Origin of the sequence: Vibrio sp. 03-59-1 (genome assembly GCF_013114135.1) — a bacterium.
Lineage (GTDB): Bacteria > Pseudomonadota > Gammaproteobacteria > Enterobacterales > Vibrionaceae > Vibrio > Vibrio cortegadensis.
The window spans coordinates 110,359-137,098 of the sequence record NZ_VTYA01000011.1 but is presented as its reverse complement, the minus strand read 5'-3'; the positions used below and the strand labels follow the sequence as shown (position 1 = coordinate 137,098).

The following is a 26,740-nucleotide window of genomic DNA, read 5'->3' as shown; positions in this document are numbered from 1 at the left end:
CCATGGCACTACTCCAAATTGCAGAACCCGGCCAAAGCTCTGCACCTCATGAACATAAACTTGCCGTCGGTATCGACCTCGGTACGACTAACTCATTAGTGGCAAGTGTTCGTAGTGGAAACGCGACGACCCTATTGGATGAGCAACAGCGCAGTATTTTGCCATCGGTTGTTCATTACCCGGCAGCACAAAGCGATGCCGTGACGCACTCAGTCGGTCATGACGCACGTGCATTGGCGCAGACAGATCCAAAAAATACGATCATTTCAGTAAAACGTCTGATTGGTCGTTCATTAGCCGATATTCAATCTCGCTATCCTTCGCTGCCTTACCAATTTGTTGCTAGTGATAACGGACTTCCAGTTTTAGAAACCGCACAAGGGGCTAAAAACCCGATTCAAGTATCGGCGGATATTTTAAAAGCACTATCTCATCGCGCAGAGCAAACGCTCGGTGGTGAACTGTCTGGTGTGGTTATTACTGTCCCTGCTTATTTTGATGATGCCCAACGTGCGGGAACAAAAGATGCGGCAAACCTTGCTGGCTTACATGTTCTACGCCTACTAAACGAACCAACAGCAGCAGCCATTGCATACGGTCTCGATTCAGGTCAAGAAGGCGTTATTGCTGTTTACGATCTCGGTGGTGGTACTTTTGATATCTCCATTCTTCGCCTGTCGAAAGGTATCTTTGAAGTGTTGGCAACAGGCGGTGACTCAGCACTAGGTGGAGATGATTTTGACCACTTGATCGCTGAACATTTCCAAAGCCAAATCAATCTTGATGCTCCAATCACTGCAGAGCAGCAACGCCAGTTATTGGATGCTGCGACGGACGCTAAAATTGCCCTTTCAGATAGTGATATTGCCCAAGTCAGTGTACTCGGCTGGAATGGCTCATTAAGCCGTGACGAACTGAATGATATTTTACGACCACTTGTTAAAAAAACCTTATTGTCTTGCCGACGTGCGCTGAAAGATTCAGATGTAGATGCTGATGATGTACAGAACGTCGTGATGGTGGGCGGTTCAACAAGAACGCCATTAGTGCGTGACATGGTGGGTGACTTCTTTGGTAAAACACCTCTAACCAGCATTAACCCTGATGAAGTTGTCGCGATAGGCGCAGCGATTCAAGCGGATATTTTAGTAGGCAACAAACCTGATTCTGAAATGTTACTGCTAGACGTTATCCCATTGTCACTCGGTATTGAAACCATGGGTGGCTTGGTTGAAAAAATTATTCCACGTAATACCACTATCCCAGTCGCTAAAGCTCAAGAATTTACCACCTTTAAAGATGGGCAAACGGCAATGACCGTGCATACTGTCCAAGGTGAACGAGAAATGGTAGACGATTGTCGCTCACTGGCTCGTTTTGCGCTTAAAGGTATTCCACCAATGGCGGCAGGTGCAGCGCATATCCGCGTGACATATCAAGTAGACGCTGATGGCCTACTGTCTGTTACTGCGATGGAGAAAAGCACTGGCGTTCAAGCGGAGATACAAGTTAAGCCTTCCTATGGTTTAAGTGAGAATGAAGTCGCAAGCATGCTGAAAGATTCGATGACATACGCTCAAGAAGATATGGATGCACGTACTCTGGCAGAGCAAAAAGTGGAAGCGGATCGAGTCATAGAAGGCTTGATTGTTGCGATGAATGCGGATGGCGATGAACTGCTCTCAGAGACAGAAAAGCAAGCTTTGCTAGCCTCCATCGAATCATTGATTGAATTGCGAAATGGCCACAGTGCCGAAGCGATTGAATTAGGAATAAAAGAGACAGATAAAGCAAGCCAAGACTTTGCTTCTCGTCGTATGGACAAATCGATTCGAGCTGCTTTATCAGGGCAGTCAGTCAACGATATTTAATCGTTAATTTGACCAATATTAATTAGTTATATGAAGACCGAGATTAAGAATGCCTAAAATAATTGTTTTACCTCATGAAGATCTTTGCCCTGAAGGCGCAGTATTTGAAGCTCAAAAGGGCGAAACTGTTCTTGATGTAGCACTAAAAAATGGTATCGGAATTGAGCATGCATGTGAAAAATCATGCGCTTGTACCACTTGCCACGTGATCATCCGTGAAGGGTTTGACTCGCTAGAAGAGAGTGAAGAGCTGGAAGATGACATGCTAGATAAAGCATGGGGACTGGAGCCTGAATCTCGCTTAGGTTGCCAAGCCGTAGTAACCGATGAAGACCTTGTCGTTGAGATCCCTAAATACACATTGAACCACGCATCTGAAGATCATTAAGACGCGCTTCAACGTTAACGATAATTAAAGGAGTTGATTATGAGCTTAAGATGGACTGATTCGCGAGATATTGCGATTGAGCTTTGCGACTTATATCCAGACACCGATCCTAAAACCGTTCGCTTCACTGATTTACATCGATGGATCACGGAATTAGACGGATTTGAGGATGAACCCAATAACTCTAATGAGAAAATATTAGAAGCGGTAATTCTATGTTGGATGGATGAAGCGGATTAATTGAATGATTCGTGTTTTGAAAACGTAGCGCAGTTAACATTTCTTACTAAAAATAGCGGACCTTATGGTCCGTTTTTTTATCATAGCGACCTTTTATCTCTACAAAATGCTAACATCTAGCCAATATCACAAAGTAATCACACATGGCGTAGAAACGCTATCTCGGACAAGGAGAAACCATGTCTACACAGATGTCTGTATTTTTAAGTAAAGAAACTGCCCAGCCTCAGTGGGGAGAGAACGCAATTTTGTCATTTTCTGAAAATGGCGCAACGATTCACTTAAATGAGTCGCATGATTTTGGCGCCGTTCAACGCGCTGCACGTAAGTTAGACGGACAGGGCATTCAGTCTATTGCACTACAAGGCGAGGGCTGGAGCTTAGAAAGTGTCTGGGCCTTCCATCAAGGCTACCGTGGACCAAAGAAAAAAAACTATCTTGAGTGGGATTCACTTGCCGAGGGTGAACAAGCGGAGCTCGAAGCTCGAATCAAAGCGACCGATTGGACTCGCGATATCATCAATAAAAGCGCAGAAGAAGTGGCTCCCCGTCAACTTGCCACAATGGCCGCTGAGTTTATCAAGTCAGTCGCTCCAGAAGGCACAATTACCGCTAAAATCGTGAAAGACAAAGATCTTCTTACAGAAGGCTGGGAAGGCATTTATGCCGTTGGTCGCGGCTCTTCACGCACCTCAGCTATGCTGCAATTAGATTACAACCCAACAGGCGATGAAAATGCCCCTGTTTTCGCTTGTCTTGTGGGTAAAGGTATCACTTTTGATTCAGGCGGTTACAGCTTGAAACCATCTGGATTCATGACCGCAATGAAATCTGATATGGGCGGTGCTGGCACGATCACGGGGGGTTTTGCCCTTGCGATTAGCCGTGGCCTCAATAAGCGTGTGAAGCTTATCTTATGCTGCGCAGAGAATATGATTTCAGGCCGAGCATTGAAACTTGGTGATGTGATCACTTATAAAAATGGCAAAACCGTTGAAGTAATGAATACCGATGCGGAAGGTCGCTTAGTGCTAGCGGATGGTTTGCTGTACGCCAGTGCGCAAAGCCCTGCGTTAATCATTGACTGCGCAACACTCACCGGTGCCGCGAAAAACGCGCTGGGTAATGACTACCATGCACTACTGAGCTTTGATGATGAACTATCACACCAAGCGCTAACCAGTGCAGCTCAAGAGAAAGAAGGGCTATGGCCTCTACCTCTTGCCGATTTTCACCGTAGCATGTTGCCATCCAACTTTGCTGATCTCTCCAATATCAGCAGTGGCGATTACAGCCCTGGAGCAAGTACAGCCGCGGCATTCTTGTCTTACTTTGTGGATGATTACAAAAAAGGTTGGTTGCACTTTGACTGTGCTGGCACTTACCGTAAATCAGCGAATGATAAATGGGCGGCAGGCGCAACTGGTATGGGCGTTCGCACCTTAGCGAACATACTTATCGAACAAGCAAAATAATATTCAGGGACTCTCTGTTCGAGTCCCCATAACAACAAATGGAAGTAGAAGGGATACCTTATGGCTCTAGAAAAAACGTTTTCTATCGTTAAGCCCGATGCAGTAGAACGTAACTTAATTGGTGAAATTTATCACCGAATTGAAAAGTCAGGTCTAAGAATCATTGCCGCTAAAATGGTGCATTTGACAGAAGAGCAAGCGAGTGGCTTTTATGCTGAACATGAAGGCAAAGAGTTCTTCCCAGCATTAAAAGAGTTCATGACCTCTGGGCCTATCATGGTTCAAGTACTTGAAGGCGAAAATGCGATTGCTCGTTACCGTGAGCTGATGGGTAAAACAAACCCAGAAGAAGCAGCATGCGGAACGATTCGCGCCGATTACGCACTCAGCATGCGTTACAACTCAGTTCATGGTTCAGATAGCCCTGTATCGGCTGCTCGTGAAATTGAGTTCTTTTTCCCTGAATCTGAAATTTGCCCTCGCTAGAGTATTCAGTGGGTAATGAGTCATTAATATACCCAGTGACAAATTTATGACTAATAAAAAGGAAGCTTCGGTTTCCTTTTTTTGTCTCCGCTATTAAATATTGGGTGTGATTAAAAAATAACCAACATAAAATTAATGCCTTAACAAAGTCATGGATTTACAACTCTTGTTGTCCCCGAATAAAGGCTGTACAATTCGCGCCCTTAAATATCGTTCCATCATTGAGAGGCAACATGTCCACTGAAAAAGTAAATCTACTCGATTTTGATCGCAAAGGTCTGCGTAAATTTTTTGCTGAAGAGCTTGGCGAGAAAGCGTTCCGTGCCGATCAATTAATGAAGTGGATGTATCACTTTGGTGTCGATGATTTCGATGCAATGAACAATATTAATAAAAAGTTACGTGAAAAATTGAAGCATCGTACAGAAATCAAAGCACCTACTGTTGCAGATGCTCAATATTCTGAAGACGGCACCATCAAATGGGCAATGCGCGTTGGTGATCAAGATGTAGAAACGGTTTATATCCCAGACGGCGATCGAGCGACGTTATGTGTTTCTTCTCAAGTGGGTTGTGCACTTGAATGTAAATTCTGCTCAACCGGCCAGCAAGGTTTTAACCGTAACTTAAAAGTATCGGAAATTGTCGGTCAAATCTGGCGTGCCGCTCGTGAAATCGGTTTAGAAAAAGAGACAGGTCGTCGTCCAATTACCAATGTCGTTATGATGGGTATGGGTGAGCCTCTTCTTAACATGAAAAACCTGATTCCATCGTTAGAAATCATGCTCGACGATCTTGGTTTCGCGTTATCAAAGCGTCGTGTAACCGTATCAACTTCAGGTGTCGTTTCTGGTCTTGATCAAATGACTGATAACATCGATGTTGCTCTCGCTATTTCTTTGCATGCGCCAAACGATAAATTGCGTAGCGAAATCATGCCGATTAATGATCGTTGGGATATTGAAGCTTTCCTTGCGTCGGTACGCCGTTATATTGCCTCTTCAAATGCAAACCGCGGGCGTGTAACGGTTGAGTATGTACTGCTTGACCACGTCAACGACGACATGGATCACGCGCATGAATTGGCAGAACTATTGAAAGATACGCCTGCGAAAATCAACTTAATTCCGTTTAACCCTTACCCAGGCTCTCCATACAAGAAGCCAAGTAACTCTCGTATTGACCGTTTCATGAAAACGTTGATGCAATATGACTATACCGTTACGGTAAGAAAAACACGTGGTGACGACATCGATGCTGCATGTGGTCAGCTAGTGGGTGATGTGATCGATAGAACTAAGCGCACAAAGCAGAGACAAGCGGGTGAAACGATTCCTGTGAAAGCTGTGTAGAGCAATAAGCCGCTACAATCTGAAAAGCCAAAAGATGCACTCTTTTGGCTTTTTTGTATTTTAGGTCGCGGTTTTGGGGGATCATCGAGCTTTTTGTTAATTAAACACGCTGTTTATTCGGACATTTCCGTTAATTTTTGGACAAAAGTTTGAGTTCGCTGTAAATTCTAATGCAGAGTTTTTACCTTGTTATGAGATTCGCTTATCATGACTTTTTTACTTGGAAGTAAAAAATAAGTTTGATAGGGATTATCGGCAGCATGTAGAGAGTTTTAGAATCGTTAGTTTTCCGCTTAATAGACCACTATTTATCGATTTCACTTACTAACAATAAAACTTTTTTCAGCTGTAATACACGAGATCATTCATTTACATATCGTGAGCGTCAATACGCATATACCAATAAATAGAATTAAAAAGGTAGGCGTAGTGTTTAGTTCAGCTGACGATATCAGATTAAGAAGTACATTACAGATGACGACGGAACAAGAAAGCTGTACAGATCAAGCACCAGTACAAATAGAAGCTGGAACGCTACTGAAACAAAAACGTGAGCTGCTTGGGTTAAGCCAAAAGCAGATAGCCGATCGTTTAAGATTACGTATTTCGACCATCCAAAAAATAGAAAATAATGAATTTGAATCCGTTCAAGTGGCGACGTTTACTCGTGGCTACCTAAGATCATACGCTAAAGCTGTTTCTCTTGATGAAAAAGAGGTGCTTTCCGCTCTTGATCATACTGGCGATGCTCAACATAAAGAGCAAGAGATGCAAAGTTTCTCGCGCAAAACCAAAGTAGAGAAGCATAACAACAGAATTATGAAGCTGACTTGGGGCATTTTCGCCATTATTGCGGGTATTTCCTCGCTATGGTGGTGGCAAAACCAGCAACAAGATACGCTGACCATATCATTGAATGAAACGACTGAGGCCAAGGCTGAAGTTAAAGATTTAGCTGAACCAGCTGCCGTTGATACGATCAGCACTGAATCAGAAGAGTTAGTCGCGCCCGCTGTTGAGGATACGCTATCTCAAGATGCAAATGATTTGACGTCTGAAGTACCTGTGGCAAACAGTGTTGAAGTTGACTCAGATTCAGCAGATTTATCTTCTAATATCGCCGCGTCTGAGCAGATTCAAGAACCGGTAGTTCAAGATAAGATGGTACAGCCAACTGCGACGGCTACGATCAGCACACCAATCACCGAATCGAACACTTCCGCTGACTCAAATGAGAAAGCGATCAGTATGACTTTTACATCGGACTGTTGGATCTTATTGAAAGATTCTAATGGAAAAACACTTTCTACGGGTGTTAAAAAAGCAGGACAGACTATTCAATTGTCCGCGATTGGACCTGTAAAAGTGATTCTAGGTGCGCCAGAAGGCGTATCAATGACATTTGCGAGTGAACCTGTCGACCTTTCTGGGTATACTTCAGGGAAAGTAGCAAGATTCACCTTACCTTAGAAGCCAATATGCAATACGAATCCCCAATTATTCGCCGTCCATCATCACGTATTTACGTTGGTGATGTGCCGATCGGTGATGGTGCGCCAATTGCGGTGCAATCCATGACCAACACAAGAACAACTGATGTTGAAGCAACGGTTGCTCAGATTAAAGCACTGCAAAATGTTGGTGCCGATATTGTTCGGGTTTCTGTCCCAACAATGGATGCGGCAGAAGCATTTAAGTTAATCAAGCAACAAGTATCGATTCCTCTGGTTGCGGATATCCACTTTGATTACCGTATTGCCTTAAAAGTGGCGGAGTACGGTGTGGATTGTTTGCGCATCAACCCTGGTAATATTGGGAGCGAAGAGCGTATTCGTAGTGTTGTTGACTGCGCTCGTGATAAAAACATTCCGATTCGTATCGGGGTTAACGGTGGCTCACTAGAAAAAGAAATTCAAGTGAAATACGGGGAACCAACGCCAGCGGCTTTAGTCGAATCAGCTATGCGTCATGTTGATATCTTAGATCGTCTGAACTTCGATCAATTTAAGGTCAGTGTGAAAGCATCAGATGTCTTTTTAGCGGTTGAATCCTATCGCTTGCTAGCAAAAGAGATTATCCAACCGCTTCATCTTGGTATTACCGAAGCGGGTGGTGCTCGTGCTGGCGCGGTTAAATCTTCTGTTGGCCTTGGTATGCTGTTAGCGGAAGGGATTGGCGATACGCTACGTATCTCTTTAGCTGCGGATCCTGTCGAAGAGATTAAAGTAGGTTTTGATATATTAAAATCCCTACGAATTCGCTCTCGCGGTATTAATTTTATCGCTTGTCCTAGCTGTGCTCGTCAAGAGTTTGATGTGATCAACACAGTGAACGCATTAGAAGAGCGTTTAGAAGATATTATTACCCCTATGGATGTCTCTATCATTGGCTGCGTCGTCAATGGCCCAGGTGAAGCGGAAGTTTCTCACATGGGAATCGCTGGTGGTAATAAGAAGAGTGCGTTCTATGAAGATGGTCAACGCCAAAAAGTCCGTTTCGATAATGATGATCTTGTAAATCAGCTAGAAACCAGAATTCGTGCTAAAGCGTCAATGCTTGATGAAAATAATCGCATTGATGTGAAAAGCGTAGAAGAATAATTACTCTCAACGAGATATTACGGTAAGTATTGTGGCAAAAACTATTCAAGCAATTCGAGGCATGAACGATTGCCTCCCAACTCAGTCTCCACTTTGGCAAAAAGTTGAAGGCGCAGTTAAAAATGTTATCAGCGCATATGGATACAACGAAGTTCGTATGCCAATCGTTGAGATGACGCATCTATTTAGCCGTGCAATTGGTGAAGTCACCGATGTGGTTGAAAAAGAGATGTACACATTTGAAGACCGTAATGGCGATAGCTTAACTTTACGTCCAGAAGGTACTGCGGGCTGTGTTCGCTCTGGTATCGAAAATGGTCTGCTGTATAACCAAGAGCAACGCCTTTGGTATATGGGTCCAATGTTCCGTCATGAGCGTCCACAAAAAGGTCGCTACCGTCAGTTCCACCAGTGTGGTGTAGAAGTGTTTGGTCTAAACGGGCCTGATGTTGATGCTGAGCTTATCATGATGACGGCTCGCTTATGGCGCGAACTTGGTATCGAGAAACATGTACGTTTAGAGCTTAACTCGATTGGTTCACAAGAAGATCGCGCGAACTACCGTACTGCTTTGATTGCATTCTTAGAGCAGCATATGGATGTACTCGACGAAGATTGCAAACGTCGTATGCACACTAATCCATTGCGTGTTTTAGATACTAAAAACCCAGCGGTTCAAGCGATTTTAGGGGATGCTCCAAAACTAGCAGAATATTTAGGCGAAGAGTCAAAACAACATTTTGCAGGTTTGTGTGAACTTCTTGACGCTGCGGGTATCGAATACCAAGTTAATCAGCGTTTAGTTCGTGGTTTAGATTACTACAACCGCACGGTGTTTGAGTGGATCACTGAAAGCTTAGGTGCTCAAGGCACTGTTTGTGGTGGTGGACGTTATGATGGCCTAGTTGAACAGCTTGGTGGTAAAGCAACACCTGCAGTTGGTTTTGCTATGGGCTTAGAGCGTCTCGTTCTGATGATGGAAACCCTAGAGCTGACGGATGTTCGCCGTAGTGTCGATGCTTATATCGTGACGTCTGGTGAAGGCACCATGATGGCAGGAATGAAGCTCGCAGAGCAACTACGAGAATCCATTCCAGGTGTTCGAGTAATGAATCACTTTGGCGGTGGTAACTTTAAGAAGCAGTTTAAACGTGCAGATAAAGTCGGTGCCGTTGTGGTTATGATGCTTGGTGAGAGTGAAGTCGCAGACAATACCGTCGTCGTTAAAGATTTGGTTCGTGGAGAGCAAGAGATTGTTGCACAAACTGAAGCGGCAACGAAGCTAAGCAGCTTACTATAGAAAATATTTATTGAGGGGTGAGAATAAGCTCGTCCTTCAATGGTTAGAATTAGTCTGAAGTGATCAAATTGAATCCACTTTAGAAACAGAATAAAAGAGGACAGGAAGTGGAACTCTACGATAGCGAAGAACAACAAGTTGAAGCGATTAAAGATTGGTGGAAAGAGAACGGTAAAGCGGTAATTTTTGGTGCAGTTCTTGGCTTAGGCGGTCTTTTTGGCTGGCGCTACTACCAAGATGCAGCTCTTGAGGCTCGCGATCTTGCTTCTGAAAGCTACATCAAAACCATCACCACACTGACTGAGCAAGGTGCAGACGCGCAAGCTCAAGTGCAAGGTTTTATTGATGAAAACCAAGATATCGAATATTCGGTATTAGCGGCACTTCAACTCGCAAAAGTTCAAGTAGATGCAGGCGAGTATGACAACGCGCTTAAGCAACTAGAGTGGGCGAAAGCGTCAACTAAAGATGCCGCTTTAACACCACTAGTTAGCTACCGCGTTGCTCGTATTCAAGCTGAGCAAGGTAACTTAGATGCAGCGATGGCTGAACTCAATACTATCACTGATGATAGCTGGACAGGTCGTGTTGCGGAACTTCGTGGTGATCTAGCACTTCGTCAAGGTGATAAAGACGCAGCTTACCGTGCTTACTCTGAGGCTCAACAAGCCGCTGATGCAAGCCAAGGCCTCAAATTTAAGCTTGATGATCTTGCTAAATAAGGGCAATCATTGATGAAAAAGATGTTCAACAAAGCTCTCCTCTGCGCTGTCGTCATTGGTACAATGGCAGGTTGCGCAAGTGAAGAAGATACGGTCATCATGGCTCCTGTGCCAGTGGTATCGAGCGAGTTTACGCCTAGCATCGACTGGTCTGCATCGATTGGTGATGGTGTCGGGCACTATTTCTCGAAGTTAACGCCAGAATTAGCTTACAACAAAATCTTTGTCGCAAGTCGCGATGGTGTTGTCAAAGCATTAGATCCTGAAACGGGCAAAGCGATTTGGGAATCGGATCTTGAACAAGATGTGATTGCTCGTTTATCCGGTGGTTTAGTTGCCGCTTACGGTCAAGTTTACATCGGTAGTGAGAATGGTGAAGTCATTGCTTTGAACCAAGAAACGGGTGAAGAAGCGTGGCGTGCTGAAGTGAATGGGGAAGTATTAGCGGCACCTGTGGCCGAAAATAACTTAATCATTGTTCATACCAGTCGCGGAATGTTAATTGCGCTAGATAAAGAGAATGGTGAGCAGAAGTGGACGATCAGCACCGACGTTCCTAACTTAACATTGCGTGGTGATAGCTCTCCTGTTGCGGTTTCAGGCGGCGTGTTCTGGGGAACGGCAAACGGACGTTTAGCCGCAGCCATTGTTGAACGTGGTCAGTTAATTTGGCAACAACCCGTTGGAACACCAAAAGGCGCGACTGAAATTGATCGGTTGGTTGATGTCGATGCTTCTCCGATTGTGTTAGGTGGAAAGCTGTATACCGTTGGTATTAATGGTCAGTTAATGTCGATTGATCTTCGTTCTGGAAAGCCAGTTTGGAAGCGTAACTACTCTTCTGCTATCGATATGGGAAGTGACGGGCGAAGCTTGTTTGTTGTGACTGATAAAGATCATATCGCAGCGGTAGATGCTCGAAGTGGTACAGAGCTTTGGAGCAATGATCAGTTAGAAAACAGACTGCTAACGGCACCTAGCCTTATTAATGGCTATGTCGTTGTGGGTGACAGCGAAGGCTATCTACACTGGATCGATCGTAACTCTGGTGAGTTTGTCGCACAGCAATTTGTCGATAGCAGTGGTTTTGCCATTGGTCCTATAGAACTGGAAAATGGTTATTTAATCGTCACACGTGATGGTGATGTAAAGAAACTGCAGATCAAATAAGATAACGTGATATAATTCACATTCGGCTCCTAGTTGGTAACAGCTAGGAGCTGTTTTATTACTGAAATATGGATATCAGTAAAATAAAATATTGTGTGGTTATAGGTAAATACACCAAGAATGGTATTAGAATTTACCTATAACTACATCAGACTAGAAAATTTTAGAGGTTGTTATGGTTCCTGTTGTTGCTCTTGTTGGGCGTCCTAATGTAGGTAAATCTACGTTATTTAACCGTTTGACGCGTACTCGTGATGCGTTGGTTGCGGATTTCCCTGGTTTAACACGAGACCGTAAGTATGGCCATGCTCATTTGGGTGAACATGATTTCATCGTAATCGATACTGGCGGTATTGATGGAACGGAAGATGGTGTTGAAACTAAAATGGCTGAGCAGTCGCTAGCGGCGATTGATGAAGCTGATGTTGTGCTATTTATGGTAGATGGCCGTGCGGGTCTGACACCTTCTGATGAAGCCATTGCAACGCATTTACGTAAAATTGAAAAGCCATTCATGCTTGTCGTGAATAAAGTGGATGGTATTGATGCGGATGCTGCTTGTGTTGAGTTCTGGAAACTTGGCGTATCAGATATGTATCAAATTGCCGCGGCTCATGGCCGTGGTGTGACGGCGATGATTGATCTTGCGCTGACACCATTTGCTGAAAAACTTCAGAATGAAAGTGGTGAAATTGTTGATCTGACGGATATTGAAGATGCTGAAGAAGAGCAACTTGAATACACTGAAGCTGAGGCTGAAGAAGAGTACAAACGTCTACAAGAGCAACCAATTAAACTCGCAATTATTGGTCGCCCAAACGTAGGTAAATCAACACTGACTAACCGTATTCTGGGTGAAGAACGCGTTGTGGTATACGATATGCCAGGTACGACTCGTGACTCTATCTATATCCCAATGCAACGTGATGAGCGTGAATATGTATTGATCGATACGGCGGGTGTTCGTCGTCGTAAGAATATCAATGAAACAGTAGAAAAATTCTCAGTAGTGAAAACACTGAAAGCCGTTGAAGATGCAAACGTTGTGTTGCTGATCATTGATGCTCGTGAAAACATTTCAGATCAAGATCTCAGCTTACTGGGCTTTGCTCTGAACTCTGGTCGTTCTATTGTTCTTGCCATTAATAAATGGGACGGTTTGGATACCGATACAAAAGAGAGCGTGAAGAAAGAGCTCGATCGCCGTTTAGGCTTTGTTGATTTTGCTCGTATTCACTTTATCTCAGCTCTACACGGTACCGGTGTTGGTCACTTGTTCGAATCTGTGCAAGAAGCTTACAAATCAGCGACGACACGTGTTGGTACTTCTGTTCTAACTCGTATAATGAAAATGGCAACGGATGATCACCAACCACCATTGGTTCGTGGACGTCGTGTTAAACTGAAATACGCGCATGCGGGTGGTTACAACCCTCCAATCGTTGTTGTTCACGGAAACCAAGTTAAGTCGCTTCCTGATTCGTACAAACGTTACTTAATGAACTACTACCGTCGTTCTTTGGAAATCATGGGTACACCAATTCGTATTCAGTTCCAAAACAGTGACAACCCGTTTGAAGGTAAAACAAATAAAATGACATTATCTCAAGAACGTCAACGTAAACGCGTGATGGGAATGATGAAAGGCCGTAAGAAGTAGTTACCGGTCAAATGTGAAATGAATAAAAAAAGCGCCTTCGTTATGTAGATAACGGGCGCTTTTTGTCTATCTGAAGGCGATAATTCTCCTCAGTAGCGACGAACACTAATTTAAGAAGGTTATGCCATGCAAATAAGACCAACAAAAACCATGTTTTGCCACGATATTTGGCAGCTAGAGTCTGAAATTCAACTAGTAAGCAGACAAGATGATCAGACTTACATTGTTGTAAGCGAGACGCCGTTTCACCCTGTCAGTCATATTTGGCCAGATCATCCGGCAGATAAAGGCACGATCAGTTTTGGCGAACATGAATATTGTGTGGCAGATTGTCAGGTTGGGGCGGTTGAACATGAAAGTGGGACATTGTATGTAGGGAAAGCGATCCCTGTAAAACGCGACACCGACGGTTGGAGCTTTGTTGTCGTTCACTGCTTGTCTGGCTCAGAAGCTGATTTAAATGTAGGAAATGTCGTTTGCCTTAATGTTGATAAAGAATACCAACAGAGCTTAAGCCGTGGGCATAGTGCAGGCCACATTGCTTTTTTAGCACTGAACAAGGTACTTGCGCAGAGCTACTGGCGAAAAGATGCAGATCGAAAAGATCCTTTAGGGCATTTTGACTTTAATAGCTACGCACAAGAAACCAGTTTTGTGACACCTGACCGATGCGATGATGTGTATCGACTTGGAAAAACATTAAAAAAGCGTGGGCTTAATACTGCAGAAGTTTTTACTGAATTGGCGGATATTGAAGTAAAAGTTAATCAACAAATTGGTGAATGGTTATCAACAGAGAGTATGGTCAGCATGAGACTAGAAGGTGAAAGCTTAACGGACTCTAGATATTGGCAATGGCAACTCCCAGGGCATGATTTAGCGGTTATACCTTGCGGTGGAAGTCATATTTCATCGACGTCCGAGTTGGGTTCAATCTGTGTTTCTCTTATCCAGAAAGATGCACAAAATATTGAAATGCACACCCATGTAAAAACGATATAAGCCATACTCCGACCTTTTTGATATGCTGAAAATACTTTAACTAACATTGTTATTTAGAGTTTTTGTCTGCTAAGAATTGAAATGCAGCATATGTAACTTATGCTTTCGGTGTGTGGTGATATAAATATTCTTTTAGGGGTAGATCGCTGATCAATCTAGATAAAGCAAAAGATCATATAACGATCTTTCACTCTGTATCGCTGTACGATACTTATGCTATCATCGCGTCGCAATAGATCATGATGAGTTCATCGAAATAATAAATAGTAGAAAGCAGTTTAAGTATGGAATACCTTTTTTTATTAGACGCGCACCGTTCGGTGAACGTATTACTGCATAAATTAGCCCTTGGTATGGAACGAACGGTACTGAATCGAGAAATCATACAGTTAACTGAACATCTGTTTGGAAAACGTAAAGCGTCGATATTAATGCTCAATTCAGAATCTGGAACCTTGCATCTTGAATACGCTCCCAATTTGCCTAGCTTTTATAGTCAAGCCATTGAAGGTGTCGCTATCGGTGAGAATGTTGGTTCGTGTGGTGCTGCTGCTTTCTTAAAAAAACCGATTATTGTCGATGATATTAATACACATCCCAACTGGTCCCCATTCACCGAGTTGACTCAACAGGCAAATCTGCATGCATGTTGGTCAGTTCCTATCATGACCTCTAAAGGCTCAGTATTAGGAACATTTGCTATTTATAGTGAGTATCCATCCATACCGAATGAATTTGAGTTAGAGATTTTAGATTTATTAGCCTCGTTGTACTCTGTTGCCTTAGAGAAGTATGAACTGGAAGTACAGCTAAAATTTCATGCAGACAGAGATTCGCTGACTCATTGTTATAATCGCCGAGCTTTATTGAAGAAAGCGTCACTGCTTCTTAAAGAGCGCTGCTTTGGTCAGAAGATAATGGCCTGTTTGTTCATTGATATAGATAAATTTAAGTATATTAATGACACTTTTGGTCACCAATTAGGCGATGAAATCTTAATAAAAGTGGCTGATACATTAACGGATTCAATGGTGCACTGTGCCAAAATTGGGCGCTATGGTGGTGATGAGTTTGTCGCATTTAGCTGTTTTACTTCGGAGCAAGAGGCTCAACAGTTTCTTCTTTATCTGAATGAACAGTTAGCAGCTGTATTAAACGTGAATAATCATCAATTTTCAGTGAGTGTTGGCATGGCATGTAGTAAGCAAAATGAAGAGGTTGATCTGCCTTTTCTCATTGCTCAAGCCGACAAAAATATGTACAAAATTAAACAGAATAAAGTGAAGTGGTGATCTTATGAGTGGAAATATTTGCCCGAAGTGCGAACAAGAATTAGATTGGGATGGCCGTTACGTATGTAAACCTTGCAATCAACACTGGACAAAATCTGCGTTTTGCCCTGAGTGTGATGCGGAGTTAGAAAAGCTTCAAGCTTGTGGTGCTGCAAGTTACTTCTGTAATGCAGCATGTAACGAATTAAAATCTAAATCACGCGTGAAGTTCGTATTTACAGCCGTTGAGTAGTGTAGTCTGCCACTGTATTGAGATAAAAGCCTAAATATCTTCTCTTGTTTTCAGAGATATTTAGGCTTTTTCATTTAAGTTGGAAATGATTCGCTTTCTAGCTTGAAGCCGGAGTGATTGAGACGACACTTGAGTGGATAATACCATCTTCTACTTGTGTGGTAAGTGCTTCTCCCACCGATACATCTTTCACCGATGCGATAACACGATTATCGTTATTTCCAGAGTGCGTAATTGAATACCCACGCTTGAGTGTCGCTAAGGGACTGACTGTTTCAAGCTTCTCTGCAGCCATTGCAAGTTGGTGCCTTGTCATCAATAGCTTTCGATCCATCGCGTCCAGCAAGCTCTGCTCAGCCTTCTGCATTTTTAGTTTTTGCTCGGCCAATCGCCTAATTGGAGAGTTAAGCTGTAAACGATGCTGTTTTCGTTCAACACCTTGTTGATGCCCAGAAATAAATCTTTGAATAGAAAGGTTTAATCTGTTTTCCAGATCATCTAGTTGCTGGCTCTGACGTTCCAATTGATAGCTAGGGTGGTGTTTCTCTAGCGTATGCGATAAGTGCTGAATTTGATGGCGTTGATCTGATAAGTAGATCTGTATCGCGGAAGTAAGCTTTTGTCTTCTACTATCAATAGACTGAGTTTTGTTGCCTTGATCTCTACTGACTAATTCTGCAGCAGCGGAAGGAGTAGGAGCACGCATATCGGCAACAAAATCAGCAATAGTAACGTCGACTTCATGCCCTACGGCACTAATGATTGGGATTCTGCTCGCAGCAATTGTGCGGGCAACGATCTCGTTATTAAAGCACCATAGATCTTCTAGAGAGCCACCGCCACGACCAACGATCAATACATCACATTCATCACGTTCATTTGCTCGTCCAATCGCCTGGGCTATTTGAATGGAGGCACTATCGCCTTGCACCATGGTTGGGTAAACAATGACTGGCAAGCTAGGATCTCGTCGTTTGAGTACATCTAGGATGTCAAACAGAGCTGCCCCTGTTTTAGAGGTGATAACACCAACGCATTTAGGGTGATCTGGAAGAGGCTGTTTATTACTTTGAGCAAATAACCCTTCAGCCGCAAGGTTCATCTTTAGTTGTTCGAACTCTTGTTGTAACCGACCATCACCTTCTGGTTGCATACTGTCGATGATTAACTGGTAATCCCCCCTTGGTTCGTACAGGGATAAGCGAGCTTTAACCAGAACTTGATTGCCATTGGCTGGTTTGAATGTGACACGGCGGTTATTGCCACGGAACATGGCGCATTTTACTTGAGCGCGAGAGTCTTTAAGAGTGAGGTACCAGTGGCCAGATACAGGCGCAGAAAAATTGGAAATTTCGCCAACAAGCCAAACAATCCCCATCTCATTTTCGAGTAATAGGCGAACTTCTGCGTTGAGGCGTGAAACGGTAAAAATATTGTTATTGCTCAGGGAAGACACGGCTAATCTCAGGGGACGTAAATATGGAAATTAGCCGCAAGATAATACATAGCAAGGGGGGGAATGCAAATTTAAAATAAAAAAATGTGTGGTCAAGCGATTGCGCTGTGCGTATAATCCGTCTGCAATATCAAATCCAAATCACTTTATTATGCGAAACGATAGAGTGGGATTTACTCCCTTTAACATCAACTATGTTGTGAGATATTGCAAATGCTACGAATTGCCAAAGAAGCTTTAACGTTTGACGACGTTTTACTTGTCCCTGCACACTCCACTGTTCTTCCAAATACCGCTGATCTTCGCACTCAGCTAACGAAGAATATTTCACTAAATATTCCTATGATCTCAGCATCTATGGATACAGTGACAGAAGCGCGCCTTGCGATTGCACTCGCGCAAGAAGGTGGAATCGGTTTTATCCACAAAAACATGTCTATTGAACAGCAAGCTGAGCAAGTACGCTTGGTAAAAATCTTTGAAGCAGGTGTTGTCTCTGCTCCGGTTACTGTTCGTCCTGATGCGACTATCCTTGATGTAAAAGAGTTAACAGAAAAACATGGATTCGCTGGTTTCCCTGTCGTTTCTGAAAATAACGAACTTGTCGGTATTATTACTGGCCGTGATGTTCGCTTTGTTACTGACCTTTCTAAGAAAGTTGACGTAGTAATGACGCCTAAAGCTCGCCTTGCTTCTGTTAAAGAAGGTGCAACTCGTGAAGAAGTTCAAGAGAAAATGCACGAAGCGCGCGTTGAAAAAGTTCTTGTTGTTAATGATGACTTCCAACTAACTGGAATGATCACTGCAAAAGATTTCCATAAAGCAGAACGTAAACCAAACGCTTGTAAAGATGAGCGCGGCAGCCTACGTGTAGGCGCAGCTGTTGGTGCTGGTGCGGGTAATGAAGAGCGTGTTGCTGCTCTTGTTGAAGCTGGCGTAGACGTTCTACTTATTGACTCTTCACATGGTCACTCTGAAGGTGTACTTAACCGTATCCGCGAAACTCGCGCCGCATACCCTGATCTACAAATCATCGGTGGTAACGTCGCAACTGGCGCTGGCGCTCGTGCTCTTATCGATGCAGGTGTAAGTGCAGTTAAAGTGGGTATCGGCCCAGGTTCAATCTGTACGACTCGTATCGTTACTGGTGTTGGTGTTCCTCAAGTAACAGCAATCGCAGACGCAGCTGAAGTGGCAAACGAATACGGTATTCCAGTCATCGCAGATGGCGGCATCCGCTTCTCTGGCGATATCTGTAAAGCTATCGTTGCTGGCGCATCTTGTGTGATGGTTGGTTCAATGTTCGCTGGTACTGAAGAAGCTCCGGGTGAAGTTATCCTTTATAACGGTCGTTCTTACAAGTCATACCGTGGTATGGGTTCTCTTGGCGCTATGTCTCAAGGTTCTTCTGACCGTTACTTCCAATCTGATAACGCTGCAGACAAGCTTGTTCCAGAAGGTATTGAAGGTCGTATCGCATACAAAGGCCGTCTAAAAGAGATCGTTCACCAACAGATGGGCGGTCTACGCTCAAGCATGGGCCTGACAGGTTCAGCAACGGTTGAAGACATGCGTACTAAAGCTGAGTTTGTTCGTATCTCTGGTGCGGGCATGAAAGAGTCTCACGTACACGATGTTCAAATTACCAAGGAAGCGCCAAACTATCGTTTGGGTTAATAGCTAACCACATTATTTTGAAGCTTATGGGGATGATTAATCTTGTCCCCATCCAATAAATTAATTTTTGAGATTTCCCCCAAATGACAACTAACATCCATGATCAACGTATTCTTATTTTAGATTTCGGTTCTCAGTACACTCAACTTGTTGCTCGTCGCATCCGTGAAATTGGTGTTTACTGTGAGCTATGGAGCTGGGACGTAGAAGAAGCAGATATTCGCGAATTTAATCCAGATGGCATTATTCTTTCAGGCGGCCCTGAAAGTGTAACGGAAGAAAACTCGCCACGTGCTCCACAATATGTATTTGATTCAGGTGTTCCTGTCTTTGGCGTATGTTACGGCATGCAGACTATGGCTGAGCAACTTGGCGGTAAAGTATCAACGTCTACTGAGCGTGAGTTTGGTTACGCTGCAGTTCAAGTGACGGGTGAATCTGCGTTATTTAAAGATCTTGAAGCGACTCAAGATGTTTGGATGAGTCACGGTGATAAAGTGACAGAGATTCCTTCTGATTTCGTGAAAATTGCAGAAACAGAAACTTGTCCATACGCTGCAATGGCGAATGAAGAGAAAAAATACTACGGTGTTCAATTCCACCCAGAAGTAACGCACACCAAGAACGGCCTAAAAATGCTTGAGAACTTCGTTCTTAACGTTTGTGGTTGTGAAGGTCTGTGGACTTCAGCGTCAATCATTGAAGATGCCGTTGCACGTATTAAAGAGCAAGTCGGTGACGATGAAGTTATCCTTGGTCTTTCTGGTGGTGTTGACTCATCTGTTGTTGCAATGCTTGCCCACCGTGCTATCGGTGACAAACTAACATGTGTATTTGTAGATAACGGCCTTCTTCGTTTAAACGAAGGTGAGCAGGTTATGGAGATGTTTGGTGACCAATTCGGGCTAAATATCATCAAAGTGGATGCTGAAGACCGTTTCCTTGACGCTCTGGAAGGGGAAGCGGATCCTGAAGCTAAACGTAAGATCATCGGTCACGTATTCGTCGATATCTTCGATGAAGAGTCTAAGAAACTGAAGAATGCTAAATGGCTTGCTCAGGGTACCATCTACCCAGATGTAATCGAGTCTGCTGCATCTAAGACTGGCAAAGCACACGTAATCAAATCTCACCACAACGTTGGTGGCCTTCCTGATGATATGGAAATGGGCCTTGTTGAGCCTCTACGTGAGCTATTTAAAGATGAAGTACGTAAGATTGGTCTAGAGCTTGGTCTTCCATACAACATGCTTTACCGCCACCCATTCCCGGGTCCAGGTCTAGGTGTTCGTGTACTTGGCGAAGTTAAGAAAGAGTACTGTGATTTACTGCGTCGTGCTGATGCTATCTTCATTGAAGAGCTTCACGCTGCTGACCTTTACCACAAAGTATCTCAAGCATTCACGGTATTCCTACCTGTACGCTCAGTTGGCGTAATGGGCGATGGCCGTAAGTACGATTGGGTTGTATCTCTACGTGCTGTAGAAACGATCGACTTCATGACTGCTCACTGGGCACACCTACCATACGACTTCCTAGGTAAGGTATCTAACCGTATTATCAACGAAGTTAACGGCATTTCCCGTGTTGTTTACGATATTTCTGGTAAGCCACCAGCAACAATTGAGTGGGAATAATCCTCAATTGTAAGCGATAAGATTCAATCATATTAACCAGCTTTCGGGCTGGTTTTTTTATACTTTTTTTTTGAACCTACCTATCAATCCAACCTGACTCAGATGTTAGGCTTACGTAATTAATACTAACCGACTCGCAGTTCCTTAATGACGGCTAAATCAGAGCTACAGGTATAAGCTATTTGCTGTTTAGCTTAGTGGGATTTTATTACCTTAAGGGATTGGTAAATGAACAAATTTAACTATCTTGCCGTCATGGTTGGGGTCGCGGTTAGCCAGCCTGCACTTGCTTCTATGAATATACAGCCAGATCCACAAAATCCAACGGGCTACGTTGTTTCACGTGCTGAGTTACAAGCCATAGAGCAGCAGAAAACAGCAGACCCAATGTATGCTATCTGGTCGAAAGCGTTACAAACTCGCACCAATACGGTGGTTGAAGCGATCGAGCCCGGTTTGAACTCAAATCCTGAAAACGTAAAGCGCGTTGAGCATGTTTTCCCTCAACCTGAATGGGATTTTCTCACCCAGATGGCGGCGCCAGAATACACATACCAACGCTTTTTACGCGCTATCGGTAAGTTTCCCGCATTTTGTGGTGAGTATACCGATGGGCGAGACTCTGACGCCATTTGTAAAAAATCGATAGTGACGGCTTTTGCACACTTTGCGCAGGAGACCGGAGGGCATATTGCTAAAGAGAACACTTGGGACAATCCGCAAGGTTTAGAAGAGTGGCAACAAGCATTAGTGCATGTTCGTGAAATGGGTTGGTCGGAAGGGCAAGCAGGGTATACCACGGGTTGTGGGCAGAACGATTGGCAAAATGCTCGTTGGCCTTGCGCGGCAGGTCAAGGGTATTTTGGTCGTGGTGCTAAGCAACTCTCTTATCATTTTAACTACGGTGCATTTTCTGAAGTGATGTTTGATGGCGATGCAACCGTGCTATTGAATAATCCCGGTCTCGTTGCGGATTCGTGGTTGAATCTTGCTTCTGCCATTTGGTTTTTCTTAACGCCACAAGCACCAAAACCCGCGATGTTACACGTTATCGATAGAACGTGGTCACCTTCAGTCCGAGAAACAGAAGCGGGTATTGGTTACGGTTTTGGTACCACAATCAACGTGATCAATGGTGGTATTGAGTGTGGTGCTCAAAATCAAGATAAAGGGCAGCCTGTCAACCGCATTCGTTACTGGGAGGGCTTGTCGGATTATTATCAAATTCCAGTTGAAGCGGATGAAAAGAACACATGTTGGCAGCAAACCCCCTATGGAAGTTTGAACCTTGATGGTGCAAAAGATGTGCTTTATACCAACTGGGATGGTAACTGGAAGTATTATGCGGATCGCCCTGGAGGAGTCTCATTTGAATGTGAGTTAGTCGGCTTCCAAACGGCATATTCAGCATTAGTTGAAGGTGATTATGAAAAGTGTGTGGCTAATTTTTATGGCTCTCACGCGAATTGGCCTGAAATCCGAGTGGTGGATAAGCTTGACCCTGTAGAACCTACCGATCCAACGAACCCTGTTCCCGGTGTTGAGAGTTGGGATGCAAATAAAGTCTATACTGGTGGTGATCAGGTGAGCTTTCAAGAGAGCGTCTATGAAGCGAAGTGGTGGTCACAAGGCAATGTTCCTGCGAAAGGTGATCCGTGGAAGTTAGTTTCGGGCTCCCCAATACCAACAGAACCTACACCGACAGAACCAACCCCGGTAGATCCTGAGCCGACAGACCCTAACCCTACAGAACCTCCCGTTATTGACCCACCGGTCGTTGAGCCCCCTGTAGCGCCAGTGCCGGATACTTATATCGAGTGGAAACCTGGCGTTTCTCAAGTCAGTAACGGTGAGAAAGTGACTTATCTCGGAAAATGTTTCATAGCAAGAAATGGCCCAGGAGTATGGGAGTCACCATCGAGGAGTAATTGGTTCTGGGATGAAATTGTGTGCCAGTAAAGGTAATGAAGTACTTTGATGTGAGCCAAAGGACTTAATCCTGATTATCCGGTAATTATAGTGGTATAAGCCAAAACAGCAGGCGTTATCTTTAGGTTAGCGCCTGTTTACTTTGTGAACAAGTTAGTGTGTTATTTTGCAATCTTAGTTTTCGTTATCGTCTTTTCCTTTTTCCTCTTAGCTCCATTAAACTCCGCGCGTAATTTTTACTAATATTTTTGAAAGGTACTCCTTCATGTCAACAAAATTAGCAAACCCGGCTCCACTTGGCCTTATGGGTTTTGGTATGACGACAATCCTGCTTAACATCCATAATGCAGGTTTTTTCCCAATTGATTCAATGATCCTAGCAATGGGTATTTTCTACGGTGGTTTGAGTCAAGTGCTAGTTGGCATGATGTGCTTTAAACGTGGTGATACATTTGGTACTACAGCATTTACCTCATACGGTCTATTCTGGCTAACTCTTGTTGGACTTATTGTTATGCCACACATGGGTCTTCCTGCTAGCCCTGCTGGTTTCATGGGTTGGTACTTACTGCTTTGGGGCGTATTTACAGGCTTCATGTTCATCGGTTCACTATGCTACCCGAAAGCAAAACAAGTGGTATTTGCTTCACTAACCGTACTTTTCTTCCTATTAGCGGCTCGTGATTTTACGGGTAGTGAACTGATCGGCACTATTGCTGGCTTTGAAGGTATCTTCTGTGGTGCATCTGCAGTTTACTTTGCAATGGCACAAGTACTGAACAACGAATTTGGCCGTACTTTTATGCCTGTTGGCGAACCGACAATCGGTCGTACTGTTGCTGCTCAAACTGCAACAGCATAAGTTATCGTCTAAATATCATTGTTAGAAGATAAAAGAAAAGGGTTAGCGATTAAGCTAACCCTTTTTCATATCCACTGCCTTTCTTAAATTTATCTAGCGCTATATTTTTTAGGTAACGTCTAGATTGTCATCTACCTTGTTAGGTCGATGGTTGTTCAACCGCTTGGGACTCTTTTTCTTTTGAGGTTGGAGCCTGACCAGTTTTACGTTTGTACTTCTCTTCCCAGTAAGTTGCCCCTTCAATACCAAGTTTAACAGGGTTAAATGTATATTCAGTGACACCTGCTCGCTGCTGCTCTTCATAATCATGCAGAGCTTTAACCGCAGGCTTAGACATGAAGAAGATAATGATAATACCGACGATGTTTAACCAAGCCATTAAGCCTACACCCACATCACCCATTGCCCATGCAAGGTTCGCTGTTTTTACTGTGCCATAAAAAACGGCTGTGATGAGAACCGCTTTTAGAACAAACATCATTCCAGGAATTTTGATGGTACGACGCAGGTAAGCGATGTTCGTCTCAGCAATGTAGTAGTAAGCAAGAATCGTAGTAAATGCGAAGAAGAATAGTGCAAATGCGATGAACGGTTTACCGATACCAGGCATTGTGCTTTCAATTGCCATTTGCGTAAATACAGGGCCATTAGCACCAATATTGGCAGCAAGGTTTTGTACTAAGAATACACCTTCTGCACCACCATGAACGTTATAAGCACCAGTGATGATGATCATAAATGCGGTCGCAGAACATACTAGAAGCGTATCAATGTAGATGGAGAATGCTTGAACGAGACCTTGTTGAGCTGGGTGATCAACACTTGCAGCCGCTGCTGCGTGAGGACCAGTACCTTGACCCGCTTCGTTTGAGTAAACACCACGTTTAACACCCCAACCAATTGCAGCACCAAAGCCAGCCATTGGTGTGAATGCATCACCAACAATCATTGCAAAAACAGCAGGTACTTGACCAATGTTTAGAAGAATAATGACGAAAGCGACAATGATGTAAGCCAATGCCATGAATGGCACTACGATTTGAGTGAAGTTTGCAATACGTTTAACACCACCGAAGATGATGAAAGCAAGAATGATTGCGATAACAGTACCAGTAAAAATTTTGGCAAAACTAAAGGTGCCGATAGCTGTTTCGATCATATCGCCAGAACCGAACGCCGCTTCTACTGCGTTACCGATACTGTTCGATTGCACGCCTGGAAGTAAAATACCGCAAGCGAAAATAGTTGAAATAGCGAAGATCCAAGCGTACCACTTTTGACCCATCGCTTTTTCAATGTAGTAAGCAGGGCCGCCACGGAACTGACCTTCATCTTCTTCTTTATAGATTTGAGCCAGTGTTGATTCTGCGTATGCTGTTGCTGCACCGAAGAAGGCAACCACCCACATCCAGAATACCGCACCAGGGCCACCAAAACCGATAGCAGCAGCAACTCCAGCGATGTTACCAGTACCAACACGACCAGAAAGCGATACCGCAAGTGCTTGGAAAGATGAAATACCTTTGGTTGAACTTTTTCCTGATAGGAGTAAACGCCACATTTCAAAGAAGTGACGGACTTGTACAAAGCGGGTTAGAACCGAGTAGAACAATCCAGCACCTAAGCACAAATAAATCAGTACTGGGCTCCAGATTATTCCATTCAAAAAATCAACTATAGACTGCATGAGTATTTTCCCTGTTTAGTAATTGTATGGCTCTTGTGTTTCTTATGGTTGTTTTGTGTTCGATATATTAATCGACTTGTAACTCATTTGTTAACTGATTTATCTGTTTTAGTCTCGTAGCGTGACTACGGACACAAAATGCTAATAAAATGTTAAAACGCAGTTGTATCACTCCGTTAACGGTGGTGACGGTCATAGGTTTCGACAATGAATGACTATGCCTGTCGACGAATGTCTATTCACATTTTGATTTTTCAGCTAGCTTTTCATGCTAGATGAGGGGCGGTTTTTGAATTTAATAACTGCTAATATTCATCTTGATGCACCTTTTAAGATTGATACCGAAACATATTGAGATCCGTGCCGTCGATCTCGCAAGGCGATCCAGAAACGATATCGGCAAGTAACTTTGCGGAGCCACAAGCCATTGTCCAACCTAAAGTTCCGTGTCCGGTATTGGTATAGAGGTTCAGGAAAGGGGTCTTTCCGATAATCGGTGTCCCGTCTGGCGTCATTGGGCGTAAACCTGTCCAAAATTCAGCATCATCAAATTCACCCGCTTGAGGAAAAAGATCACGTACGACCATTTCGATTGTGGCTTTGCGCTTTTCTGGTATTGAATAGTCATAGCCTGTTAGTTCAGCCGTACCTGCGACTCTAATTCGATCACTGAAACGTGTGATGGCGACTTTATAGGTTTCATCCATTACCGTTGATAACGGAGCTTGGTCCGGATCCTTGATTGGAGCGGTGAGTGAGTAACCTTTAACAGGGTAAATAGGAATGTTAATCCCTAACGGATGAAGCAGCTCAGTAGAGTAACTGCCCATAGCGACAACATATTGATCGGCGGTGAAAGTACCTTGATCGGTTTGGACACCAATGATCTGGTTATCTTCATATAATAGTTGTTCAATTTGGGTATTGAACTTAAAGGAGACCCCTGCTTTTTGGGCAAGCTCAGTCAACTGCTGGCAAAAGAGAAAGCAATCGCCGGTTTCATCCCCAGGAAGAAGTAAGCCTCCCACTAATTTTTCTTGTACAGCGGCTAACCCCGGTTCATGAGTAATACAGCCTTCAACATCAAGCATTTGGTAATGGGTGCCACTCTCTTGTAAGAGTTTGAGGTCTTTTTGAATCGCTTGTAGTTGTTTCTGGTTTCGAAAAACTTGCAGTGTCCCTTTCTGTCTTCCTTGGTAATTAAGTTGATACGTTTCTCTTAAATCCGCTAAACATTGACGGCTATAGTTGGCAATGCTCAGCATGCGCTGTTTATTTTTGTTATATCGTGAGGCACTACAATTTATCAGCATTTGAGAGGCCCAGCTTGCGAGCTCGGGAGAAAGAGAGGGCTTTATCTTCAGTGGCGCATGCTCTTGGAATAGCCATTTTAACGCTTTTTGCGGGATCCCCGGAGCTGCCCAAGGGGAGGAGTAGCCATAGGATATTTGTCCTGCATTGGCAAAACTGGTCTCTTCAGCACTGCGGGGTTGACGATCAATGACCGTAACTTGATGGCCTTTGTTGGCAAGATACCAAGCAGAAGTTACACCTATTACTCCTGAACCTAAAATGATGATTTCCATTATTATTCCTGCCCATTATGCATTGAATCGTTGAGTGATGGTGTCTAATTCTTAATCTTTGTTAATGGCGAAATAGTGAGGGCTTTACATTTTCATAACAATCGATATTATTTGAA

Annotated in this window: 22 protein-coding genes; 19 read left to right on the top strand and 3 right to left on the bottom strand. The window is 43.7% G+C overall.

Annotated features, from left to right (window positions below; genetic code table 11):
* The first annotated feature begins 2 nt into the window (after positions 1-2).
* The 15 genes from hscA (at position 3) to F0249_RS12805 (ending at position 15,790) form a co-directional block, all read left to right on the top strand.
* Positions 3-1,871 (top strand): Fe-S protein assembly chaperone HscA, encoded by a 1,869-nt coding sequence (hscA, locus tag F0249_RS12875; RefSeq protein ID WP_171756926.1) that lies wholly within the window; start codon positions 3-5, stop codon positions 1,869-1,871.
* A 49-nt stretch (positions 1,872-1,920) separates the two neighbouring features.
* Positions 1,921-2,259, top strand: a complete 339-nt coding sequence (gene fdx, locus F0249_RS12870; protein ID WP_017053765.1) for an ISC system 2Fe-2S type ferredoxin — start codon at positions 1,921-1,923, stop codon at positions 2,257-2,259.
* Between the two features lie 39 nt (positions 2,260-2,298).
* Complete coding sequence (gene iscX / locus F0249_RS12865; protein WP_017053766.1) at positions 2,299-2,499, top strand: Fe-S cluster assembly protein IscX; 201 nt, start codon at positions 2,299-2,301, stop codon at positions 2,497-2,499.
* A 179-nt stretch (positions 2,500-2,678) separates the two neighbouring features.
* Entirely contained in the window at positions 2,679-3,974 is a 1,296-nt protein-coding gene (gene pepB / locus F0249_RS12860) for an aminopeptidase PepB (protein WP_017053767.1), read from the top strand.
* 60 nt (positions 3,975-4,034) lie between these two features.
* A complete protein-coding gene (ndk, locus tag F0249_RS12855) occupies positions 4,035-4,460 on the top strand; it encodes a nucleoside-diphosphate kinase (protein ID WP_017053768.1) in 426 nt (141 codons plus the stop codon).
* 233 nt (positions 4,461-4,693) lie between these two features.
* The gene (locus tag F0249_RS12850) at positions 4,694-5,812 is read left to right on the top strand and encodes a bifunctional tRNA (adenosine(37)-C2)-methyltransferase TrmG/ribosomal RNA large subunit methyltransferase RlmN (protein WP_017053769.1); all 1,119 of its coding nucleotides are present in this window, start codon (positions 4,694-4,696) and stop codon (positions 5,810-5,812) included.
* Between the two features lie 474 nt (positions 5,813-6,286).
* Complete coding sequence (rodZ, locus tag F0249_RS12845; protein ID WP_171756939.1) at positions 6,287-7,282, top strand: cytoskeleton protein RodZ; 996 nt, start codon at positions 6,287-6,289, stop codon at positions 7,280-7,282.
* A gap of 8 nt (positions 7,283-7,290) precedes the next feature.
* Entirely contained in the window at positions 7,291-8,412 is a 1,122-nt protein-coding gene (gene ispG, locus F0249_RS12840) for a flavodoxin-dependent (E)-4-hydroxy-3-methylbut-2-enyl-diphosphate synthase (RefSeq protein ID WP_017053771.1), read from the top strand.
* A gap of 31 nt (positions 8,413-8,443) precedes the next feature.
* Positions 8,444-9,712 (top strand): histidine--tRNA ligase, encoded by a 1,269-nt coding sequence (hisS, locus tag F0249_RS12835; protein WP_017053772.1) that lies wholly within the window; start codon positions 8,444-8,446, stop codon positions 9,710-9,712.
* A gap of 107 nt (positions 9,713-9,819) precedes the next feature.
* Positions 9,820-10,434 (top strand): YfgM family protein, encoded by a 615-nt coding sequence (locus F0249_RS12830; RefSeq protein WP_171756925.1) that lies wholly within the window; start codon positions 9,820-9,822, stop codon positions 10,432-10,434.
* Between the two features lie 12 nt (positions 10,435-10,446).
* A complete protein-coding gene (gene bamB, locus F0249_RS12825; RefSeq protein ID WP_171756924.1) occupies positions 10,447-11,604 on the top strand; it encodes an outer membrane protein assembly factor BamB in 1,158 nt (385 codons plus the stop codon).
* Positions 11,605-11,779: 175 nt separating this feature from the next.
* A complete protein-coding gene (gene der, locus F0249_RS12820) occupies positions 11,780-13,264 on the top strand; it encodes a ribosome biogenesis GTPase Der (RefSeq protein ID WP_017053775.1) in 1,485 nt (494 codons plus the stop codon).
* Positions 13,265-13,390: 126 nt separating this feature from the next.
* Positions 13,391-14,266: an alanyl-tRNA editing protein gene (locus tag F0249_RS12815; protein WP_171756923.1), complete on the top strand. Its 876-nt coding sequence runs from the start codon at positions 13,391-13,393 to the stop codon at positions 14,264-14,266.
* A 284-nt stretch (positions 14,267-14,550) separates the two neighbouring features.
* The gene (locus F0249_RS12810; RefSeq protein WP_113796567.1) at positions 14,551-15,558 is read left to right on the top strand and encodes a sensor domain-containing diguanylate cyclase; all 1,008 of its coding nucleotides are present in this window, start codon (positions 14,551-14,553) and stop codon (positions 15,556-15,558) included.
* A 4-nt stretch (positions 15,559-15,562) separates the two neighbouring features.
* Positions 15,563-15,790: a zinc ribbon domain-containing protein gene (locus F0249_RS12805; RefSeq protein WP_017053778.1), complete on the top strand. Its 228-nt coding sequence runs from the start codon at positions 15,563-15,565 to the stop codon at positions 15,788-15,790.
* 97 nt (positions 15,791-15,887) lie between these two features.
* Here the strand turns inward: F0249_RS12805 and xseA are convergent, their stop codons facing one another.
* The gene (xseA, locus tag F0249_RS12800; protein WP_171756922.1) at positions 15,888-17,246 is read right to left on the bottom strand and encodes an exodeoxyribonuclease VII large subunit; all 1,359 of its coding nucleotides are present in this window, start codon (positions 17,244-17,246) and stop codon (positions 15,888-15,890) included.
* Between the two features lie 213 nt (positions 17,247-17,459).
* On the opposite strand from xseA, the gene guaB reads away from it, so the two are divergent.
* The 4 genes from guaB (at position 17,460) to F0249_RS12780 (ending at position 23,351) form a co-directional block, all read left to right on the top strand.
* On the top strand, positions 17,460-18,923 hold the full coding sequence (guaB, locus tag F0249_RS12795; protein ID WP_017053780.1) for an IMP dehydrogenase: 1,464 nt from the start codon (positions 17,460-17,462) through the stop codon (positions 18,921-18,923).
* An 83-nt stretch (positions 18,924-19,006) separates the two neighbouring features.
* Positions 19,007-20,560, top strand: coding sequence for a glutamine-hydrolyzing GMP synthase (gene guaA, locus F0249_RS12790; RefSeq protein WP_113796563.1), 1,554 nt, complete (start codon positions 19,007-19,009; stop codon positions 20,558-20,560).
* Between the two features lie 228 nt (positions 20,561-20,788).
* Complete coding sequence (locus F0249_RS12785) at positions 20,789-22,519, top strand: chitinase (protein WP_171756921.1); 1,731 nt, start codon at positions 20,789-20,791, stop codon at positions 22,517-22,519.
* Between the two features lie 235 nt (positions 22,520-22,754).
* Positions 22,755-23,351: an acetate uptake transporter gene (locus F0249_RS12780; RefSeq protein ID WP_171756920.1), complete on the top strand. Its 597-nt coding sequence runs from the start codon at positions 22,755-22,757 to the stop codon at positions 23,349-23,351.
* Positions 23,352-23,490: 139 nt separating this feature from the next.
* Here F0249_RS12780 and F0249_RS12775 read toward each other — a convergent pair whose 3' ends face one another.
* Both F0249_RS12775 and F0249_RS12770 read right to left on the bottom strand, forming a co-directional pair.
* Complete coding sequence (locus tag F0249_RS12775; protein ID WP_017053784.1) at positions 23,491-25,038, bottom strand: sodium:alanine symporter family protein; 1,548 nt, start codon at positions 25,036-25,038, stop codon at positions 23,491-23,493.
* 329 nt (positions 25,039-25,367) lie between these two features.
* Entirely contained in the window at positions 25,368-26,624 is a 1,257-nt protein-coding gene (locus F0249_RS12770; protein ID WP_171756919.1) for a D-amino acid dehydrogenase, read from the bottom strand.
* Between the last annotated feature and the right edge of the window lie 116 nt (positions 26,625-26,740).

Excerpts from the sequence above, each read along its gene's own strand:
- F0249_RS12770 (WP_171756919.1), bottom strand. The coding sequence starts at position 26,624 with ATGGAAATCATCATTTTAGGTTCAGGAGTAATAGGTGTAACTTCTGCT.
- F0249_RS12785 (WP_171756921.1), top strand. The coding sequence starts at position 20,789 with ATGAACAAATTTAACTATCTTGCCGTCATGGTTGGGGTCGCGGTTAGC.
- fdx (WP_017053765.1), top strand. The coding sequence starts at position 1,921 with ATGCCTAAAATAATTGTTTTACCTCATGAAGATCTTTGCCCTGAAGGC.
- bamB (WP_171756924.1), top strand. The coding sequence starts at position 10,447 with ATGAAAAAGATGTTCAACAAAGCTCTCCTCTGCGCTGTCGTCATTGGT.
- guaB (WP_017053780.1), top strand. The coding sequence starts at position 17,460 with ATGCTACGAATTGCCAAAGAAGCTTTAACGTTTGACGACGTTTTACTT.
- F0249_RS12850 (WP_017053769.1), top strand. The coding sequence starts at position 4,694 with ATGTCCACTGAAAAAGTAAATCTACTCGATTTTGATCGCAAAGGTCTG.
- ispG (WP_017053771.1), top strand. The coding sequence starts at position 7,291 with ATGCAATACGAATCCCCAATTATTCGCCGTCCATCATCACGTATTTAC.
- F0249_RS12815 (WP_171756923.1), top strand. The coding sequence starts at position 13,391 with ATGCAAATAAGACCAACAAAAACCATGTTTTGCCACGATATTTGGCAG.
- iscX (WP_017053766.1), top strand. The coding sequence starts at position 2,299 with ATGAGCTTAAGATGGACTGATTCGCGAGATATTGCGATTGAGCTTTGC.
- ndk (WP_017053768.1), top strand. The coding sequence starts at position 4,035 with ATGGCTCTAGAAAAAACGTTTTCTATCGTTAAGCCCGATGCAGTAGAA.
- rodZ (WP_171756939.1), top strand. The coding sequence starts at position 6,287 with ATGACGACGGAACAAGAAAGCTGTACAGATCAAGCACCAGTACAAATA.
- pepB (WP_017053767.1), top strand. The coding sequence starts at position 2,679 with ATGTCTACACAGATGTCTGTATTTTTAAGTAAAGAAACTGCCCAGCCT.
- F0249_RS12810 (WP_113796567.1), top strand. The coding sequence starts at position 14,551 with ATGGAATACCTTTTTTTATTAGACGCGCACCGTTCGGTGAACGTATTA.
- F0249_RS12805 (WP_017053778.1), top strand. The coding sequence starts at position 15,563 with ATGAGTGGAAATATTTGCCCGAAGTGCGAACAAGAATTAGATTGGGAT.
- F0249_RS12775 (WP_017053784.1), bottom strand. The coding sequence starts at position 25,038 with ATGCAGTCTATAGTTGATTTTTTGAATGGAATAATCTGGAGCCCAGTA.
- der (WP_017053775.1), top strand. The coding sequence starts at position 11,780 with ATGGTTCCTGTTGTTGCTCTTGTTGGGCGTCCTAATGTAGGTAAATCT.
- guaA (WP_113796563.1), top strand. The coding sequence starts at position 19,007 with ATGACAACTAACATCCATGATCAACGTATTCTTATTTTAGATTTCGGT.
- F0249_RS12780 (WP_171756920.1), top strand. The coding sequence starts at position 22,755 with ATGTCAACAAAATTAGCAAACCCGGCTCCACTTGGCCTTATGGGTTTT.
- hscA (WP_171756926.1), top strand. The coding sequence starts at position 3 with ATGGCACTACTCCAAATTGCAGAACCCGGCCAAAGCTCTGCACCTCAT.